The following is a 16,190-nucleotide window of genomic DNA, read 5'->3' on the forward strand; positions in this document are numbered from 1 at the left end:
GCCGGCTACACGTGCCCCGTAGCCGAGGCCCGGCGCCTGGAGAGCGCGTCGACGCTGGCCGCGACCAGGAGGACCAGGCCGGTGACCATCCAGACGGTGCCCTGGGGCTGGTCGAGCAGGCCCATCCCGTTGTCGATGACCGCGACCACGGTGCCGCCGATGACGGCGTCGATGACCCGGCCCTTGCCGCCGAAGAGCGAGGTGCCGCCGATGACGGCGGCGCCCACGGCGTACAGCAGGGTCGTCTCGCCACCGGTGTTCGGGTTCACCGAGTTGGTGCGGCTGGCGATCATGATGCCGGCCATCGCCGCCATCGTGGAGCAGAGGATGAAGCACGACAGGCGCACCCGGAACACGTTGATCCCGGCCCTCCGCGCCGCCTCGGCGTTGCCGCCGACCGCGTAGACGTGCCGGCCCCAGGCGGTGCGGGTCAGCATGAAGGTGAGCACGATCAGCAGGCCGACGATCACCAGCAGCGAGACCGGCACCCCCTTGAGCGAGGTCAGCGCCGGGTTGCGGCTGCGCTCGACCGAGAGATAGCCGACCACCGCGAGCACCACGACCGTCAGCAGCCCGGTCTTGAGCGCCCACAGCAGGATCGGCTGCACCGTGAGGTTCTTGGCGCGGCGCCGGGCGTCGGTGACGTACGTCGAGGCCGCATAGCCCACGATGCAGATGATGCCGAGCGTCCAGCCGAGCCAGACCGGGAGGTTGGAGTTGTTGAGGCCGTTGATGAAGTCGTTGCGGTAGGGAATCGTCCCGCCCTCGCCGATCATCGTCAGCAGCACCCCCTGCAGCCCGAGGAACGCGGCCAGGGTGACCACGAACGACGGGATGCCGAGCCTGGCCACCAGCAGCCCGATGAGCAGGCCGATCACGGCGCCGGCGAGCAGCGCCGCGACCAGGGCCGGCAGCAGCGGCCACTCCTGCCGGGTCAGGAACACCCCGAGCACGCCGGCACAGGTGCCGCCCGCGAACCCTGCCGAGAGGTCGATCTCGCCCAGCAGCAGCACGAAGACGAGACCCATCGCGAGCACGGTCACACCCGCCGACTGGCCGATCAGGTTGGCGAAGTTGAACGAGTTGGTGAACTGCTCCGGACGCAGCGCGGAGAAGACCACGACCAGCGCGACCAGACCCAGCACCGCCGGCAGCGAGCCGACCTCGCCGCCCCTGAGCTTGGCCAGGTAGGCGCGGAGGATCCCGGCCAGCGAGTTGTCGGGCATCGGGTCGGGTGACGCCGGATCGGTCACCGGCCGGTCGTCCACGTCCGCACTCATGCCGCACCTCCTTGTGGAACAACACCTGTGGTGATCGCCTCCACGACCCGCCCGCGCGTGGTCGAGGCGGCCTCGATCTGGCCGACCATGCGCCCCAGGTGCAGGACCGCGATGTCGTCGGCGACCTCGAAGACGTCGTTGAGGTTGTGGCTGATCAGCACGACGCCGAGGCCGCGGTCGGCCAGGCGCCGCACCAGCCGCAGCACCTGCTCGGTCTGCGCCACCCCGAGCGCCGCGGTCGGCTCGTCGAGGATGACCAGCTTGGAGTTCCACAGCACCGCCCGGGCGATCGCCACGGTCTGACGCTGGCCACCGGAGAGGGAGGCCACCGGCGTACGCACCGACTTGAGCGTACGCACCGAGAGACCGTCGAGCGTCTCGCGAGCCCGCTGCTCCATGGTGTCCTCGTCGACCAGCCGGAAGCGCTTCATCTCCCGGCCGAGGAACATGTTGTGGACCACGTCGAGGTTGTCGCACAACGCAAGGTCCTGGTAGACGACCTCGATCCCGAGCGCGGCGGCGTCCTTCGGACTGGTCACCTTCACCGGCTCACCCTCGAAGAGGTAGTCGCCGGCGTCGAAGAGATGGATCCCGGCCATCCCCTTCACCAGGGTGCTCTTGCCGGCGCCGTTGTCACCGACGAGCGCCGTCACCTTGCCCGCCTGCACCGAGAGGTCCACGCCGCGCAGGACCTGCACGGCGCCGAAGGACTTCTCGACGCCGTGCAGCTCCAGCAGCGGACTCACTGAGGCACGCCGTTCTCGGTGCACAGGTCCGCGATCGGGCCGGCGCACACCTCGGCGGCATCGGCCTGACCGTCCTTGATGACGGTTCCGACCGACTCCTTGGTGACCCAGACGGGCTCGGCGAGCACCGAGGGCACGTCCTTGCCGGCCTCGGTGTCCTCCACGGACCCGGTGGCCAGCGCCGAGGCCGCGTCCTCGTCACCCTCGATCAGCGCGATCGCCAGGTCGGCGGCGGCCTTGGCCTCGAGCGCGGTGTTCTTGTAGACGGTGCCGCACTGGAAGCCCTGAAGGATGTTCTGCAGACCCTCGACCGAGGCGTCCTGGCCGGTCACCGGGATCTTGCCCTGGACCTTGTTGGCCTTCAGCCGGGCGATGATGCCGCCGGCCATGGTGTCGTTGGCCGAGACCACGCCGTCGATCTTGCCGCCGTTGGCGGTGTACATCTGGTCGAAGACCTGACCGGCCTTGGTGGCGTCCCACTCGCCCGACTGGTCGCCGACGAGCTTGTAGGTGCCGTCGTCGATCTTCGCCTTGAGCGCCTTCTCGTAGCCCGACTTGAACAGCGCCGCGTTGTTGTCGGTGGCCGCACCGTTGACGTAGACGATGTTGCCGCCCTTCTTGCCCGCGGCGGTGATGCACTCGTCGAGGCCCGCGCCCATCAGCTCGCCGACCTTCACGTTGTCGAAGGAGACGTAGTAGGAAGCGCCACCGTTGAGCGTCAGCCGGTCGTAGTCGATGCTCGTCACTCCGGCGTCGGCAGCCTTCTTCAGGCAGGCCGCGCCCGACTCGGAGTCGAGGTTGGTGATGATGATGACCTTGACGCCCTCGTTGATCATGCTATCGCAGAGCTGACCGAACTTGGCCGTGTCGCCCTGGGCGTTCTGGATCGTGGCCTTGAGGCCGGCGTCGGTGAACGCCTTCTCGAGGTTGGGCCGGTCCTGGGACTCCCACCGGGGAGACGTGGTGGCGTCGGGGAGGATCACCCCGACGTCGGTGCCGCCCGAGCCGCCCGAGTCGCCGCCGTCGTCATCCGAGCCGCCACATGCCACGAGCGATGCGGTCGACAGGGTCGCGACCGCTGCGACCGCCATCAGGCGGCCGATCTTGTGCGTGTTCATCGTCCGAACTCCTCAGTCCTGGGTGTGATCTAAGTCACGTCGGGGTGCAACCTATCTCCTCCGGCGGCGATGTGAAACGGTTTCGAGGAGATCTCGACGGCGGAATGACAACGCCCGTACGCCAACACGTCACCACCGCCCGTTATGGTGCGACGGCTCCCGCCCACCGACGCCCCACTAGAAACAGCGACACGTGACCGCCATTTCGGATTTCCCCACTCCTCCGGCCGCTGGGGCAGACCTCGAACCCAAGAGCCCCAAATCTGGGCAGACCTCGACGCGGACCTCCGCCGGGCACATCAGCGAGATCCACGGCCTGCGTGGCATCGCACTGGCGCTCGTGGTCGCGTTCCACCTCTTCGGCAACGGCCGGGTCTCGGGCGGGATCGACGTCTTCCTGGTGATCTCCGGCTTCCTCGCCACCCGGTCGCTGGTGGGCAAGGCCGAGCGTGGCAACGTGCGGCTGGCCGAGCACTACGGACGTACGTTCGCGCGGCTCGCCGCGCCGGCGCTGATCGTGCTGGCCGCGACGGCCGCGCTGATGGTCGCCTTCATCCCGCAGACGCTGTGGACGCAGACCACGCGCGAGATCATCGCGGCCGCGACCTACCTGCTCAACTGGGAGCTCATCGTCAGCCAGCTCTCCTACGGCGCGGCGGGACCGTCCTCGACGCCGGTGCAGCACTTCTGGTCGCTCGCGGTGCAGGGACAGTTCTTCCTGCTCTGGCCGCTCGTGGTCGTCGGGCTCGCCTTCGTGCTACGGGGCCGGATCGGCCTGGCGCGGGCGCTGTTCGTGCTGACCGCGGCCGCGTTCGCGGTCTCCTTCCTCTACGCCATCAAGGTCTCCGGAGCCGACCAGGCGGCTGCGTACTTCAACTCCATCACCCGCTTCTGGGAGATCGCCGCCGGCGCCCTGACCGCGCTCGCGCTGCGTCGCCTGAGCCTGCCCGAGAAGATCAAGCCGTACGCCGCATGGACCGGCCTCACCCTGGTCGTGACCTGCGGTTTCGTGATGGACGGCGCGGACCGCTTCCCGGGCCCGGCGGCGCTGTGGCCGGTCACCGGCGCGCTGCTGGTCATGGTCGGCTCGACCTCGTCCGCGCGCGGCCCGCGGCGACTGCTGGAGACCCGGCCGCTGCGGTTCGTCGCCGACATCTCCTACGAGCTCTACCTGTGGCACTGGCCGCTGCTCATCGCGTGGCTCTACTACACCGGCGCCGAGCGTCTCACCCTGGTCTCGGCCGCGGGAGTGCTGGTCGTCTCGACCGTGCTGGCGTGGGCGACCAACCGCCTGGTGACCCGCCAGGTCCAGACGTACGTCATCAGGCCCGGCGGGCCACGGGCCCTGGTCGCCACCGTGGCCGCTCTCGCGGTCGCCGTCGGCGCCGGGTGGAGCGGCCTGGCCGCGATCAGCTACTCCGAGGACAGGGCGATCGCGGCGGCGGCACGGCTCGCCACCGCCGACCCCTTCACGACCGAGTGCCTGGGCGCCGCCGCGATGGCGGCGACCTCCGCGGGCGGGGAGTGCCGCAACCCCGACCTGCGCGGCGCGCTGATCCCCGCGGTGGCCACCATCGGCGCGGACGACGACAACCGCGGCCAGTGCTGGTCCTTCGAGGAGCGGCCGGTGCGGTTCAGCGCCTGCCCGAACGGCGCCGTCGAGGGCTACCAGAAGCGCCTGCTGATGGTCGGCGACTCCCATGCCGTCGCGCCGGTGGGCGCCCTCGACCTGATCGGCAAGCAGCGCAACTGGCGCATCGACGTCGCCTCGCGAGCCGCCTGCCACTGGAACGCCCGCCCGCTCGGCCAGAACATCGCCGACAACCGCCCCGCCTGCGCGGAGTGGAACCGGCAGCTCGAGAGCTACCTGCGCGCACCCGAGCAGAAGGACCTCGACGCGATCATCGTCACCCACTCCGCCCGCAAGACGACGCAGCCGCTGGCCGGCGAGACACCCTACGAGTCCACGGTCAACGGCCTGGTCGAGGCGTGGAGCCACCGGCCCTCGAAGGACGTCCCGGTGATCGCGCTCGTCGACAACCCGATGTTCGAGCCCGACAACGCCGCCTATCTCCGCACCACGCTGGGCTGCATCCAGAGGCACTCCCCCGAGACGGCCGGCGAGGCGTGCGCGCGGCCGCGCACGGACGTGGTCGTCAGGGACCCGCACCGCGACGCGGTCGCCCGCGACCCGAACGCGCACCTGATCGACATGACCCACCTCTTCTGCGAGGACAGGATCTGCCCGGCGGTGATCGGCAACGTCATCGTCTACCGCGACGGCAACCACATCACCTCGCGCTACGCCCGCACGCTGGCTCCCTACCTGGGCCGGGAGCTGGCCGGGGTCATCGGTTAGCGCGCCACGGCGAGGGCGTCGATCTCGACCAGCATCTCCTCGCGCGGCAGACCGGTCATCACGGTGGTTCGGCACGGGAGGATGCCGCCCTCGGCGACCCGCGAGCCGATGAACTCACCGTAGGCCTCGTTCATCGCGGCGAAGTCGTCGCGGGTCGTGAGGTAGACCCGGAGCATCAGCACGTCCTCGAACCCCGCACCGGCGGCGGCCAGGATCGCCTCCACGTTCTGCAGGGTGCGCACGGTCTGACCCTTCACGTCACCGGGGAACAGGTATTCGTTGGTGACGGGGTCGACCGGACCCTGGCCGGAGACCTGGATCATCCCGCCGCGGACGACGCCCTGGGAGAACGTGTGCGCGGGGGCGGGGGCCTGGTCGGTGGAGATGCGGATGTCGGACATGGGTTGGGTTTCCTCTCGGGGTGTTCTCATGAGCTCCGGCCGGCCCAGTCGGCGGAGATCGCTTCGGTGGCCGCGAGGAGTTGCGGCACCAGGGCACGCACCCCCTCGCGGGGCAGGATGACGTCGGGCACGGAGACGGAGACCGCGGCGATGACCCGCCCGGCCTCGTCGCGTACGGGCGCCCCGACGCAGTTGATGAAGTCCTCGTGCTCGGCGGCGTCCTCGGCCCAGCCCTGCTCGCGCGTGCGGGCGAGCACCTCGCGGTAGCCCGCGGCGTCGGCGATGGTGCGGCTCGTGAACGGGCGGAAGTCGATGCCCGCGATCACGGCGTCCTGCTCCCCCGGCGGCAGGCCGGCGACGAGCACCTTGCCGACGGCGGTGGCGTGCAGGGCGGCGGGCAGTCCCACGCGGGAGTACATCCGCACCGAGTGCGTGCTCTCGACCTTGGCGAGATAGATCGCCGTCCCGTTCTCGTACGCAGCCAGGTGGACAGCCTGGCCGCCCGTCTCCGCCGCGAGGCGGGTCAGGTGCGGTTGGGCCACGTCGCGGATCGCGTGCTGGGCGAGGGCCATCGTGCCGAGCGCGAACAGCCGCGAGCCGAGGTGATAGCGCTGGCGGTCGTCGCGGCGTACGAAACGGTCCGCCTCCAACGTGTGCAGCAGCCGCATCGCGGTGGTCTTGTGGACGCCGAGGCTGGCGGCCACCTGGTCGAGGGACCGCTCGCCCTCACCGAGCTCGATGAGGATCTGGAGCGCGCGGGAGAGACTCTGGCTCATCGGGCCACCTCCGTAGGGTTCTCGAGCGCCGGGGAGTCGATGCCGGCGGCGCTCACCCGGGTCGCCGCCCACTCGTCCTCGGAGCAGCCGAGCAGCCGCGCACGTACGTCGGCGGCCGGCGGGTCGGCATGGTCGCCGGTCGCGGCGAGCACGCCCGCTGCGACCAGGTGGCCCTGACGCAGCCGACCGACCGGCCCGATCCCGTCGACGAGCGCCGCCAGGTAGCCCGCGGCGAAGCCATCGCCGGCACCGACGGGCTCCACCACGTCGACCCGGAGCGCGGGGACCTCGGTGGCACTCCCGTCCGGGTCGTGCTCACCGGCCGCGTGCGAGTCGGCCTTGATCACGAGCCGCGGGCGGTCGCCGAGGAGCTCGCGCAGCTCGTGAGGGGTGTCCACGCCGAGGGCCGCGCGCGCCTCGTCGGCGCCGAGCAGCACCACGTCGGCCGCGCGGAGCAGGTCCACCAAGGGGGCGACGTCCCGCCCGGCCCACAGGGCCGGTCGCCAGTTGAGGTCGACGCTGAGCCGGAAGCCGAGCTCCTCGCGCAGCGCCAGCAGGCGGGCGACCAGCGCCGACCCCTCCTCGAGGATGCCGGCGGTGATGCCGGAGGTGTGCACGACCTCCGCCGACGCCAGCGCCTGCGCGACCCCGGGCCCGTCGAGCAGGTCCGCGTCCATGGCGGCGGCCGCGGAACCGGCGCGGTAGTAGTGCATCCGGCTGCCGTCAGGGGCGGGCTCCTTCACGTAGAGCCCCGTGGGCCGCTCGGGGTCGCGCTCGGCCAAGACGTCCACGCCGCGCGCGGCCAGGTCGTCGCTCACGACGTCGCCGAACGGGTCCCGGCCGAGCCTGGACACCCAGGCGGTCGGCACGCCGAGCGCCGCCAGTGCTCCGGCCACATTGGCCTCCGCTCCCCCGACCGAGCGACGCAACGTCGCCGCCTCGGCCAGCGGCCGGTCGCCCTCCGGACGCAGGACGACCATCGCCTCCCCGAGACAGACCGCTCGCACCTCTCCGCTGCTGCCCACCGATGGAGCTCCTCCCCTGTTGCTTCACCTCCGGCCCGTTGACGACCGCTGTGACCGATGCTACAACTATCAAATCAGATTACGCAATCGCTGTTGCATAATGTGCAACGCAAGGAAGGACGGGCCATGGATCACCCGGCAGCCCACATCGACACGACCGCCGTCGCCGCACTGCGCGACGAGCGGGTCGACTGGCGCCACAAGGCGATCCCGCCCGCACTCTGGGGACGCACGGTCGCCGAGGTGCTCGACGAGGCGCCCCGGCTCTCGCAGCTGCCCACGCCCGTGCTCTCCCTCTCCCGGGTCGCGATGAGCCACAACCGCGACGTGCTGGCGGCATGGTGCGCCGACCGCGGCATCGCCCTCGCGCCGCACGGCAAGACCACGATGGCTCCCCAGCTGTGGGCCGAGCAGGTCGCCACCGGCGCGTGGGCGATCACCGTCGCCAACCTCCCCCAGCTCGCGGTCGCCCGCGCCTTCGGTGTCTCCCGGGTGATCGTGGCCAACGCGATCGTCTCCCCGCTGACGCTGCGCTGGATCGCCGACCAGCTCACCGAGGACCCCGATCTCGAGGTGCTCGTCTGGGCCGACTCGCCGCGGACGGTCGCCCTGATGCACGACGCGCTCGCGGCCCATGTCGCCGCGGCCGGGCCGCGCCGACCGCTCGGCGTCCTCGTCGAGCGCGGCGCCACGGGCGGTCGCACCGGCGCCCGCGACGAGGCGACCGCGGTCGCCGTGGCCGAGGCGATCGCCGCCTCACCTCACCTGCAGCTCGCCGGCGTCACCGGTTACGAGGGCGCTCTGGCGCACACCACGGACGCGGCCGCGCTCGGCGTCGTCCGTGCGTACGTCGACAGCCTGGTCTCCCTGCACCGGCGGATCTCCCACCTGCTCCCCACGGACCGCACCCCGGTCGTGAGTGCCGGGGGCAGCGCCTACTTCGAGCAGGTGGCCGACGCGCTCGCCCCGCTCGTGACGGGCGAGGAAGCGCGGGTGGTGCTGCGCAGCGGCGCCTACATCACCCACGACGACGGCTTCTACCGCGGCATCTCGCCGCTGGGGAACGCACCCCGCACCAGCGGCCCCGGCCTGCGCAGCGCCCTGCACGGATGGGTGCGGATCAGCTCCCAGCCGGAGCCGGGGCTCGCGCTGTTCGACGCCGGCAAGCGCGACCTACCGTTCGACGAGGGCCTCCCCGAGGCTCAGCTCCTGCGTGCCCGGACCACCGGCTCCCCCGCGACACCCCTGACCGGCGTCGAGGTGACCGCGCTCAACGACCAGCACGGCTTCCTCCGCTGGGACCCCGCCGCCGAGGCGCCCGTCGAGATCGGCGACGAGCTCCGCCTCGGGCTCTCGCACCCCTGCACCGCCTTCGACAAGTGGGGCCTCATCCCGGTCCTCGACGACGCCGACGCCGACGACCCGGTCGTCGTCGACCTCATGCGCACCTGGTTCTGAGAGAGGACCGACCATGACCGACCTGCTCATCCGGGACGCGACCGTCATCGACGGAACCGGCGCCCCGGCCTTCCACGCCCACGTCAGCATCGACGCGGGCCGGATCACCGGCATCCACACCGACGGTTCGGCGCCGGCCGCGCGCCGCACCGTCGACGCCGCCGGCCGGACGCTGACGCCGGGGTTCATCGACATGCACGCCCACTCCGACCTGCAGATCCTGGTCAACCCGGACCACACCGCGAAGGTGAGCCAGGGCGTCACGCTCGAGGTCGTCGGGCAGGACGGTCTCTCCTTCGCGCCCGCCGACCCGGCCGCACGCGACCACCTGCGCCGGCAGATCGCGGGCTGGAACGGCGAGCCGGACGACTTCGACTTCGACTGGGACACCGTGGCCGGCTACCTGGACCGGCTCGACCGCGGGATCGCGTGCAACGCGGCGTACCTGGTGCCGCAGGGGACGCTGCGGCTGATGGTGGTCGGCCCGGACGACCGGCCCGCGACCTCCGCCGAGATCGCCGAGATGGCCCGGCTGCTCCGGGTCGGCCTCGAGGAGGGCGCGGTCGGGATGAGCAGCGGCCTGACCTACCCGCCGAGCATGTTCGCCGACGACGACGAGCTCGCCACCCTGTGCCGGGTCGTCGCCGAGGCGGGCGGCTACTACAGCCCCCACCACCGGTCCTACGGGGCCGGGGCCCTCGACGCGTACGCCGAGATGATCGCCGTCGCCCGCACCTCCGGGTGCGCCCTGCACCTGACCCACGCGACCATGAACTTCGAGCCCAACCGCGGGCGGGCCGGTGAGCTCGTCGACCTCATCGAGGCCGGCCTGGCCGAGGGCGTCGACATCACCCTCGACACCTACCCCTACCTCCCCGGCGCCACCACGCTCAGCGCGGTGCTGCCCAGCTGGTCGACCTCCGGCGGCCCCGACGCCCTGATGGCCCGGATCGCCGACCCGGCCGACCGGGCCCGGATCGCCCACGAGCTCGACCACGTCGGCACCGACGGCTGCCACGGCTGCGTGACCGACTGGCGCACGATCCAGATCAGCGGCGTACGCAACCCCGAGCTGTCGCGCCACGTCGGCCGCACCGTCGCCGAGATCGCCGAGGAGTCCGGCCAGGTGGCCACCGACGTCTTCTTCGACCTCCTCGTCCGTGACCGGATGGCCACCACGATCCTCCAGCACGTCGGCCACGAGGAGAACGTGCAGACGATCATGCGTCACCGCACCCACTGCGGCGGCAGCGACGCGATCCTCGTCGGCGAGCGCCCGCACCCGCGCGCGTGGGGCACCTTCCCCCGCTACCTGGCCCGCTACGTACGCGACCTCGGCGTGCTCGACCTCGTCGACTGCATCCACCACCTGACCGGCCGCCCGGCGGCGAGGCTGCGGCTCACGGATCGCGGCCTCGTGAAGGAGGGGTACGCCGCCGACCTGGTGCTCCTCGACCCCGACACCGTGCAGGACACCGCCACGTTCGAGGAGCCGCGGCAGCAGGCGCACGGCATCGACTGGGTGCTGGTCAACGGCACCGCCGTCATCGAGGACGGCCACCGCACCGACGCGCTGCCCGGACGCGCCCTGCGCCGCACCGACGAAGGAACCCGACCCCGATGAACGAGAGCCCGATGAGCAACCCCGTGATCGACACCCTCCGCGCCGACCAGGCGCTGGTCGTCGTACGCGCCTCCCGGCTCGACGATCCGGTCGCGCTCTGCCACGCGCTGGCCGCCGGCGGCATCCGGACCGTCGAGCTGACCTACACGACACCGGGCCTGACCGACCTGCTCGCCGACGTCGCCGCGCGTGCGGACGACGACATCGTCATCGGCGCCGGGACGGTGCTGACCGCCGACCAGGCCCGCGCCGCGCTCACCGCCGGCGCCCGGTTCCTGGTCACGCCCGGCCTCCCGGCCGAGGCCGCGGAGATCGTCGCCGAGGCTCACGCCCACGGGGCGGCCGTCGTGCTCGGCGCGCTCACCCCGACCGAGGTCCTCACCGCGACCGCACTGGGCGCCGACGCGGTCAAGATCTTCCCGGCCCGGGCCGTCGGCCCGCGCTACTTCTCCGACCTGCGGGGCCCGTTCCCCGAGGTCGCCCTGATCCCTTCCGGCGGAGTCGACGACGACAACGCCGCGGAGTTCCTGCGGGCCGGCGCCATCGCCGTGACCGCCGGGACGTCGGTGGTCAAGCCCGCCGACGTCGACGAGGCCCGGTGGGAGCAGATCACCACCAACGCCGCCCGGTTCCGCGCAGCGCTGCGCTGACCCGTCCCCCACCTGACCCGACAGGAGAACAGCCATGCACTGGCTCCAGACAAGCACGCCCGGCCTGTTGCTGCTCTGCGCAGCGGCGATCGCCGTGCTGCTCTTCTTGATCATCAAGGTCAAGCTCGAACCCTTCATCGCACTCTTCATCAGCGGCATCGGTCTGGCCGTCGCGGCCGGGCTGTCCGTCGAGCAGATGGTCGGCACCGCCCTCGCGTCGAAGGAGTCGCTCATCGAGACCGGCTTCGGCGGCGTACTGGGCCACATCGCGCTGATCATCGGTCTCGGCACCGTGCTCGGATCGCTCCTGGAGCGGTCCGGCGGAGCCGACGTCCTGGCGTCGAAGCTGATCGGTATCTTCGGTGAGCGCGGCACCCCGATCGCGATGGGCCTGGTCGGCCTGATCTTCGGCATCCCGGTCTTCTTCGACATCGGCATCTTCGTGCTCGCCCCGCTGGTGTACGTCGCCGCCCACCGCGGCGGTCGCTCGCTGGTCCTCTACGCCCTCCCGGTGCTGGCGGGTCTGTCGATGACGCACGCCTTCCTGCCGCCCCACCCCGGCCCGACGGCCCTGGGCGGTCTCCTCGGCGTCGACCTCGGCTGGCTGATCATCATGGGCCTGCTGTGCGGCCTGCCCGCGTTCGCGGCGGCCGGCATCCTGTTCCCGATCTGGATCGCCCCGCGGGTCCAGGTCTCGGTGCCCGAGGAGTTCCTGGTCGCGGAGACCGAGGCCGAGGAGGACCCGACGCCCGTCGCCCCGGTCTCGCTCGCCCTCGTCCTCGCCGTCATCGCCGTGCCGCTGATCCTGATCCTCGGCGCGACCTTCGGCACGATGCTGCTCGACCCGGGCCGGCTGCTCAGCGTGCTCACCTTCCTGGGCAACCCGGCGATCGCGCTCACCATCGCGGTGCTGCTGGCCTTCTGGCTGCTCGGCATCCGGCGCGGCATGAAGCTCGACGAGATCTCCGAGTTCACCGGCGCCTCGCTGCGACCGGTCGGCATGATCCTGCTCGTCGTCGGCGCCGGTGCCTTCTTCGGCTCCGTCATCTCCGCGACCGGGGTGGGTGCCGCCCTCGCCGAGGTGCTCGCCGACGCCGGTCTGCCGGTCCTGCTGCTGGCCTACGTGATCTCCTGCGGTCTCCGGATCGCCCAGGGCTCCGCGACCGTGGCGATCGTGACCACCGGCGGCATCGTCGGTCCGACGCTCGCCTCGGGCTACTCACAGCCCGAGCTCGCTGTGATCGCGGTCGCGATCGCCGCCGGCTCGATCATCCTCAGCCACGTCAACGACGGCGGCTTCTGGATCGTCTCGCGCTACTTCAACCTCAGCGTGAAGCAGACGCTGGCGACCTGGACCGTGCTGGAGACGGTGCTCTCGGTCACCGGCTTCGCGGCCGCCGCCGTGGCCTGGGCGATCGTCTGACCCACTGCGTCACGAAGGGCCGGGAGCACCCGCTCCCGGCCCTTCGCACCTCCTCGCTACGCGTTCTCGGCCCACGCCTTCGCGAGCAGCTCGCGGGTGTCGGTGAGCAGCTGGGGCAAGGTCTTGGTGCGGCCGATGATCGGCATGAAGTTCTGGTCGCCGACCCAGCGGGGCACGATGTGCTGGTGCAGGTGGGCGGCGATGCCCGCGCCACCGGCGGTGCCCTGGTTCATGCCGATGTTGAAGCCCTCGGCCTGCGAGACGCCGGCGAGGGTGCGTACGGCCTGCTTGGTCAGCACCGCCATCTCGGCGGCCTCCTCGTCGGTGGTCTCGACGTAGCCGGCGACGTGACGGTAGGGGCACACCATCATGTGGCCCGGGGCGTACGGGTAGAGGTTGAGCACCACGAAGCAGGTCTCGCCGCGGTGGACCACCAGGCCCTCGGCATCCTCGAGCGTCGGCACCCGGCAGAACGGGCACTTCGTCTCCGAGGGGTCGCTGGGCTTGTTCTCCCCGCGGATGTAGGCCATCCGGTAGGGGGTCCACAGCCGCTCCAGCCCGTCGCCCTCGCCGATGCCGTCCTGGGTGAGTACGCCGTCCATCTCTGTCACGCGGCAAACACTACTTAATCCCCTGGAAAGGTCAGTCGGGCGCTTCCCCGCCCCGCAGTGCGTACGCCCCGGCGACGGCGGCGGCAAGCAGCACGACCAGGCAGGCCGCGGTGATCCCGGACAGGGCCTGCCAGGGCACCGTCAGCGGCGCATCCGGCACGTCGCGTACGACCGCCTGGCGCACCAGCCAGCCGGTGAACCCGGCGATCGCGCCGCCGACCAGCAGGGCCCCGGCGCCGGTGAACACCGTCTCCCAGAGCGTGGTCCGGCGCACCTGAGCCGGGGTGGCACCGAGGAGCCGGGCGGTGGCGGTCTGGCGGCGGCGCTGGCTCATCCCGATCAGGACCGCGTTGACGGCCGCGATCGCGGCGTAGACCCCGGCCGGGCCGAGCATCACCCACAGCACGACCGTGTTCGTGGCGCGGGCCTCGGCGGAGACGGCGCCGACCCACTCGGCGGCGGTGCTCACCTGCGCGCCGGTGTCCCGGATCGAGCGTGCCGTCCCGGCGACGTCCGCGCCGGCGTCGGTGCGCACGAAGACCGTTCCGGTGTCGCGGGCGACCTTGCCGATGCCGGGCAGGTCGTCGGGCACGATGACGTCGGCCCACAGGTTCGGGGCGTCGGGGACCACGGCGACCAGACGCACGTCGACCTTGCGGCCGCCGACGCGCATCCGGTACGTCCGGCCCACCCGGCCACCGAGGTCGGTGACGTAGGAGGCGGTGACGGCGATCGCCCGGCCGTGCAGGTCGGCGAGGCTCCCCTGCCTCGCCTGCAGGCTCCGGGTGGCGGCTGCACCGGCGACGTCGACGACCTCGACCTCGGTGCGACCGTCCCAGAACCCGACCGTCGCGGTGCGGCGTACGTCGCTCACCCCCACCCCGGGCACGTCCTGGATCCGCTCGGGATGATTGGTCTGCTCGACGACCAGCTCCGACCTGAGCGCGGCCCGGTCGGCGCCCTCGCTCCAGTCGGCGGTCGCGCCGACGGCGAGCACCATCGAGCCGGCCACCGCCATGATGGCCACCACCGGCGCCGCCACCGCGGCGGTCATCCGGCCGCTGGTGCGGGCGAGGTCGCGGGCCAGGTGGGCCGCGGGGTCCCGTCGCGCCACCGCGGCACCGGCGACGGCCGCGAGCTCGGTGTAGAGCAGGCCGCCCACGGCGTTCGCGCCGATCACGGCGACGATCGGGAGGAACATGCCCACGAGCAGGGCGAAGAGCAGCGGCATCCCGTGGGCGAACCAGGCGGTGGCGACCAGCGCGCCGGCCGCGGTGAGCGCGACCAGCCCTTGGGCCACCGTGGGCCGTCGGCGCTCGAGGACCGCGTCCCGCAGCGCCTCGACCGGCTGCGTACGTCCGGCGCGGGCGCCCGCGCGCCAGGCCCCGACCAGCGCGACCCCGACCCCGCAGGAGGCGGCGATCGCCCACCCGGCTCCCTGGCTCGGCATCCCGAGCAGGACCGGGGTGACGCCGGCCAGGTGCAGGACGCGCAGCACCGGCATCGTCACGGCGGTGCCGAGCAGGCAGCCGGCGACCGTGCCCACGGCCGCGACCGCGACCGCCTCACCGAGCAGCAGCGTCCGCACCTGGCGTGGCGTCGCGCCGAGCAGCCGGAGCAGGCCGAGCTCGCGGCGCCGGGTGGCCACCACGAACCCGAAGGTCGAGGAGACCACGAAGAGCGCCAGGAAGAGCGAGATGCCGGCCATGATGCCGAACAGCGACCCGAGGTCGTCGATCTGCGTGCGGGTCTGCTGGTCCAGCCCGTCGGTGACGGTGCCGAGGGCTCCCAGCATGTTGGTGGCGAGGGTGATCAGGCCGATCCCGCCGGCGAGGGCGACGGCGGCCCCGGCGTACGGCGGCCAGGACTGGCGCAGGGTCTTCAGGCTGTGCGAGACCATCACGAGGACACTCATCGGGCGGCCTCGAGCTCGGCCATCCGCGCACCGATCCGGACCGGGTCGCTGCGCTCCATCTGCCCGACCACCCGGCCGTCGGCGAGGAACAGCACGCTGTCGGCGTACGAGGCGGCGAGCGGGTCGTGGGTGACCATCACGATGGTCTGCGCCGGCCCGCGGATCCCCGGCGCGTCGACCAGACCGCGCAGCAGCTCGAGCACCTCGCGCCCGGCGTGGCGGTCCAGCGCACCGGTCGGCTCGTCGGCGAAGAGCACCGCGGGCCGGGAGTGCAGTGCACGCGCGATCGCGACGCGCTGCTGCTGGCCGCCGGAGAGCTCCGGCGGCCGCCGCCGGGCGAGCCCGTGCAGGCCGACCTGCTCGAGGGCCCCGATCACCTCGGCGCGATCCGGACGCCGCCCGGCGAGACGAGCGGGCAGGGCGACGTTGTCGTAGGCGGTGAGCGCGTCGAGCAGGTTGTACTGCTGGAACACGAAGCCCATCACCTCGCGCCGCAGCTTCGTCAGCGTCGTCCGGTTCAGGCCGGCCAGGACCGTCCCGGCGACCCGGACGCTGCCCCGGGTGGGCCGGTCGAGGCCGGCGGCGATCTGCATCAGCGTGGACTTGCCCGATCCGGACGGCCCCATGATCGCGGTGAACGTCTCGGCGGCGAAGGCATGGCTCACGCCCCGCAGGGCGTCGACCTTGCCGGAGCGGGATCGGTAGGTGCGGGTGACGTCGTCGAGGACGACGGCGGGAGGGCCGGGCGGCCGGGGCGCGTGGACTGCGGCCGGGATGGTGGCGGTCATGTCCTCCAGCCAACGC

Annotated in this window: 14 protein-coding genes; 5 read left to right on the forward strand and 9 right to left on the reverse strand. The window is 72.1% G+C overall.

The window, feature by feature from the left end; genetic code table 11:
- Positions 1-5: 5 nt before the first annotated feature.
- The 3 genes from ACWZJV_RS02385 to ACWZJV_RS02395 are packed head-to-tail and all read right to left on the reverse strand — an operon-like array spanning position 6 to position 3,144.
- A complete protein-coding gene (locus ACWZJV_RS02385) occupies positions 6-1,280 on the reverse strand; it encodes a sugar ABC transporter permease (RefSeq protein WP_196873861.1) in 1,275 nt (424 codons plus the stop codon).
- Positions 1,277-2,026, reverse strand: a complete 750-nt coding sequence (locus ACWZJV_RS02390) for an ATP-binding cassette domain-containing protein (RefSeq protein WP_457180097.1) — start codon at positions 2,024-2,026, stop codon at positions 1,277-1,279. The genes ACWZJV_RS02385 and ACWZJV_RS02390 overlap by 4 nt, the downstream gene beginning before the upstream one ends.
- Complete coding sequence (locus ACWZJV_RS02395) at positions 2,023-3,144, reverse strand: sugar ABC transporter substrate-binding protein (protein ID WP_008356901.1); 1,122 nt, start codon at positions 3,142-3,144, stop codon at positions 2,023-2,025. Before ACWZJV_RS02395 ends, ACWZJV_RS02390 begins: the two co-directional genes overlap by 4 nt.
- A gap of 193 nt (positions 3,145-3,337) precedes the next feature.
- On the opposite strand from ACWZJV_RS02395, the gene ACWZJV_RS02400 reads away from it, so the two are divergent.
- Entirely contained in the window at positions 3,338-5,503 is a 2,166-nt protein-coding gene (locus ACWZJV_RS02400) for an acyltransferase family protein (protein WP_457180098.1), read from the forward strand.
- On the opposite strand, the gene ACWZJV_RS02405 is transcribed toward ACWZJV_RS02400, so the two are convergent.
- Genes ACWZJV_RS02405 through ACWZJV_RS02415 form a run of 3 tightly spaced genes read right to left on the reverse strand, consistent with a single transcriptional unit; the run spans position 5,500 to position 7,705 of the window.
- Positions 5,500-5,904, reverse strand: coding sequence for a RidA family protein (locus ACWZJV_RS02405; protein WP_008356904.1), 405 nt, complete (start codon positions 5,902-5,904; stop codon positions 5,500-5,502). The genes ACWZJV_RS02400 and ACWZJV_RS02405 overlap by 4 nt on opposite strands.
- 26 nt (positions 5,905-5,930) lie before the next feature.
- Positions 5,931-6,680, reverse strand: coding sequence for an IclR family transcriptional regulator (locus tag ACWZJV_RS02410; RefSeq protein ID WP_196873859.1), 750 nt, complete (start codon positions 6,678-6,680; stop codon positions 5,931-5,933).
- Positions 6,677-7,705: a sugar kinase gene (locus ACWZJV_RS02415; RefSeq protein ID WP_457180099.1), complete on the reverse strand. Its 1,029-nt coding sequence runs from the start codon at positions 7,703-7,705 to the stop codon at positions 6,677-6,679. Before ACWZJV_RS02415 ends, ACWZJV_RS02410 begins: the two co-directional genes overlap by 4 nt.
- A 126-nt stretch (positions 7,706-7,831) precedes the next feature.
- Here ACWZJV_RS02415 and ACWZJV_RS02420 point away from each other — a divergent pair, with 126 nt between their 5' ends.
- From ACWZJV_RS02420 to ACWZJV_RS02435, 4 genes are read left to right on the forward strand one after another with little or no spacing between them, the layout of a single operon-like run.
- The gene (locus tag ACWZJV_RS02420) at positions 7,832-9,163 is read left to right on the forward strand and encodes an amino acid deaminase (protein WP_457180100.1); all 1,332 of its coding nucleotides are present in this window, start codon (positions 7,832-7,834) and stop codon (positions 9,161-9,163) included.
- 13 nt (positions 9,164-9,176) lie between these two features.
- The gene (locus ACWZJV_RS02425) at positions 9,177-10,787 is read left to right on the forward strand and encodes an N-acyl-D-amino-acid deacylase family protein (RefSeq protein WP_457180101.1); all 1,611 of its coding nucleotides are present in this window, start codon (positions 9,177-9,179) and stop codon (positions 10,785-10,787) included.
- Positions 10,788-10,798: 11 nt separating this feature from the next.
- Positions 10,799-11,437, forward strand: a complete 639-nt coding sequence (locus tag ACWZJV_RS02430; protein ID WP_457180103.1) for a bifunctional 4-hydroxy-2-oxoglutarate aldolase/2-dehydro-3-deoxy-phosphogluconate aldolase — start codon at positions 10,799-10,801, stop codon at positions 11,435-11,437.
- Between the two features lie 34 nt (positions 11,438-11,471).
- Entirely contained in the window at positions 11,472-12,860 is a 1,389-nt protein-coding gene (locus tag ACWZJV_RS02435) for a GntP family permease (protein WP_008356914.1), read from the forward strand.
- A 56-nt stretch (positions 12,861-12,916) separates the two neighbouring features.
- Here the strand turns inward: ACWZJV_RS02435 and ACWZJV_RS02440 are convergent, their stop codons facing one another.
- The 3 genes from ACWZJV_RS02440 to ACWZJV_RS02450 are packed head-to-tail and all read right to left on the reverse strand — an operon-like array spanning position 12,917 to position 16,174.
- Positions 12,917-13,462: an HIT family protein gene (locus ACWZJV_RS02440; protein WP_040754967.1), complete on the reverse strand. Its 546-nt coding sequence runs from the start codon at positions 13,460-13,462 to the stop codon at positions 12,917-12,919.
- Between the two features lie 40 nt (positions 13,463-13,502).
- Positions 13,503-15,386, reverse strand: a complete 1,884-nt coding sequence (locus tag ACWZJV_RS02445) for an FtsX-like permease family protein (protein ID WP_457180104.1) — start codon at positions 15,384-15,386, stop codon at positions 13,503-13,505.
- On the reverse strand, positions 15,383-16,174 hold the full coding sequence (locus tag ACWZJV_RS02450; RefSeq protein WP_457180105.1) for an ABC transporter ATP-binding protein: 792 nt from the start codon (positions 16,172-16,174) through the stop codon (positions 15,383-15,385). The genes ACWZJV_RS02445 and ACWZJV_RS02450 overlap by 4 nt, the downstream gene beginning before the upstream one ends.
- Positions 16,175-16,190: the final 16 nt, after the last annotated feature.

Source organism: Nocardioides sp. WG-D5 (assembly GCF_054031175.1).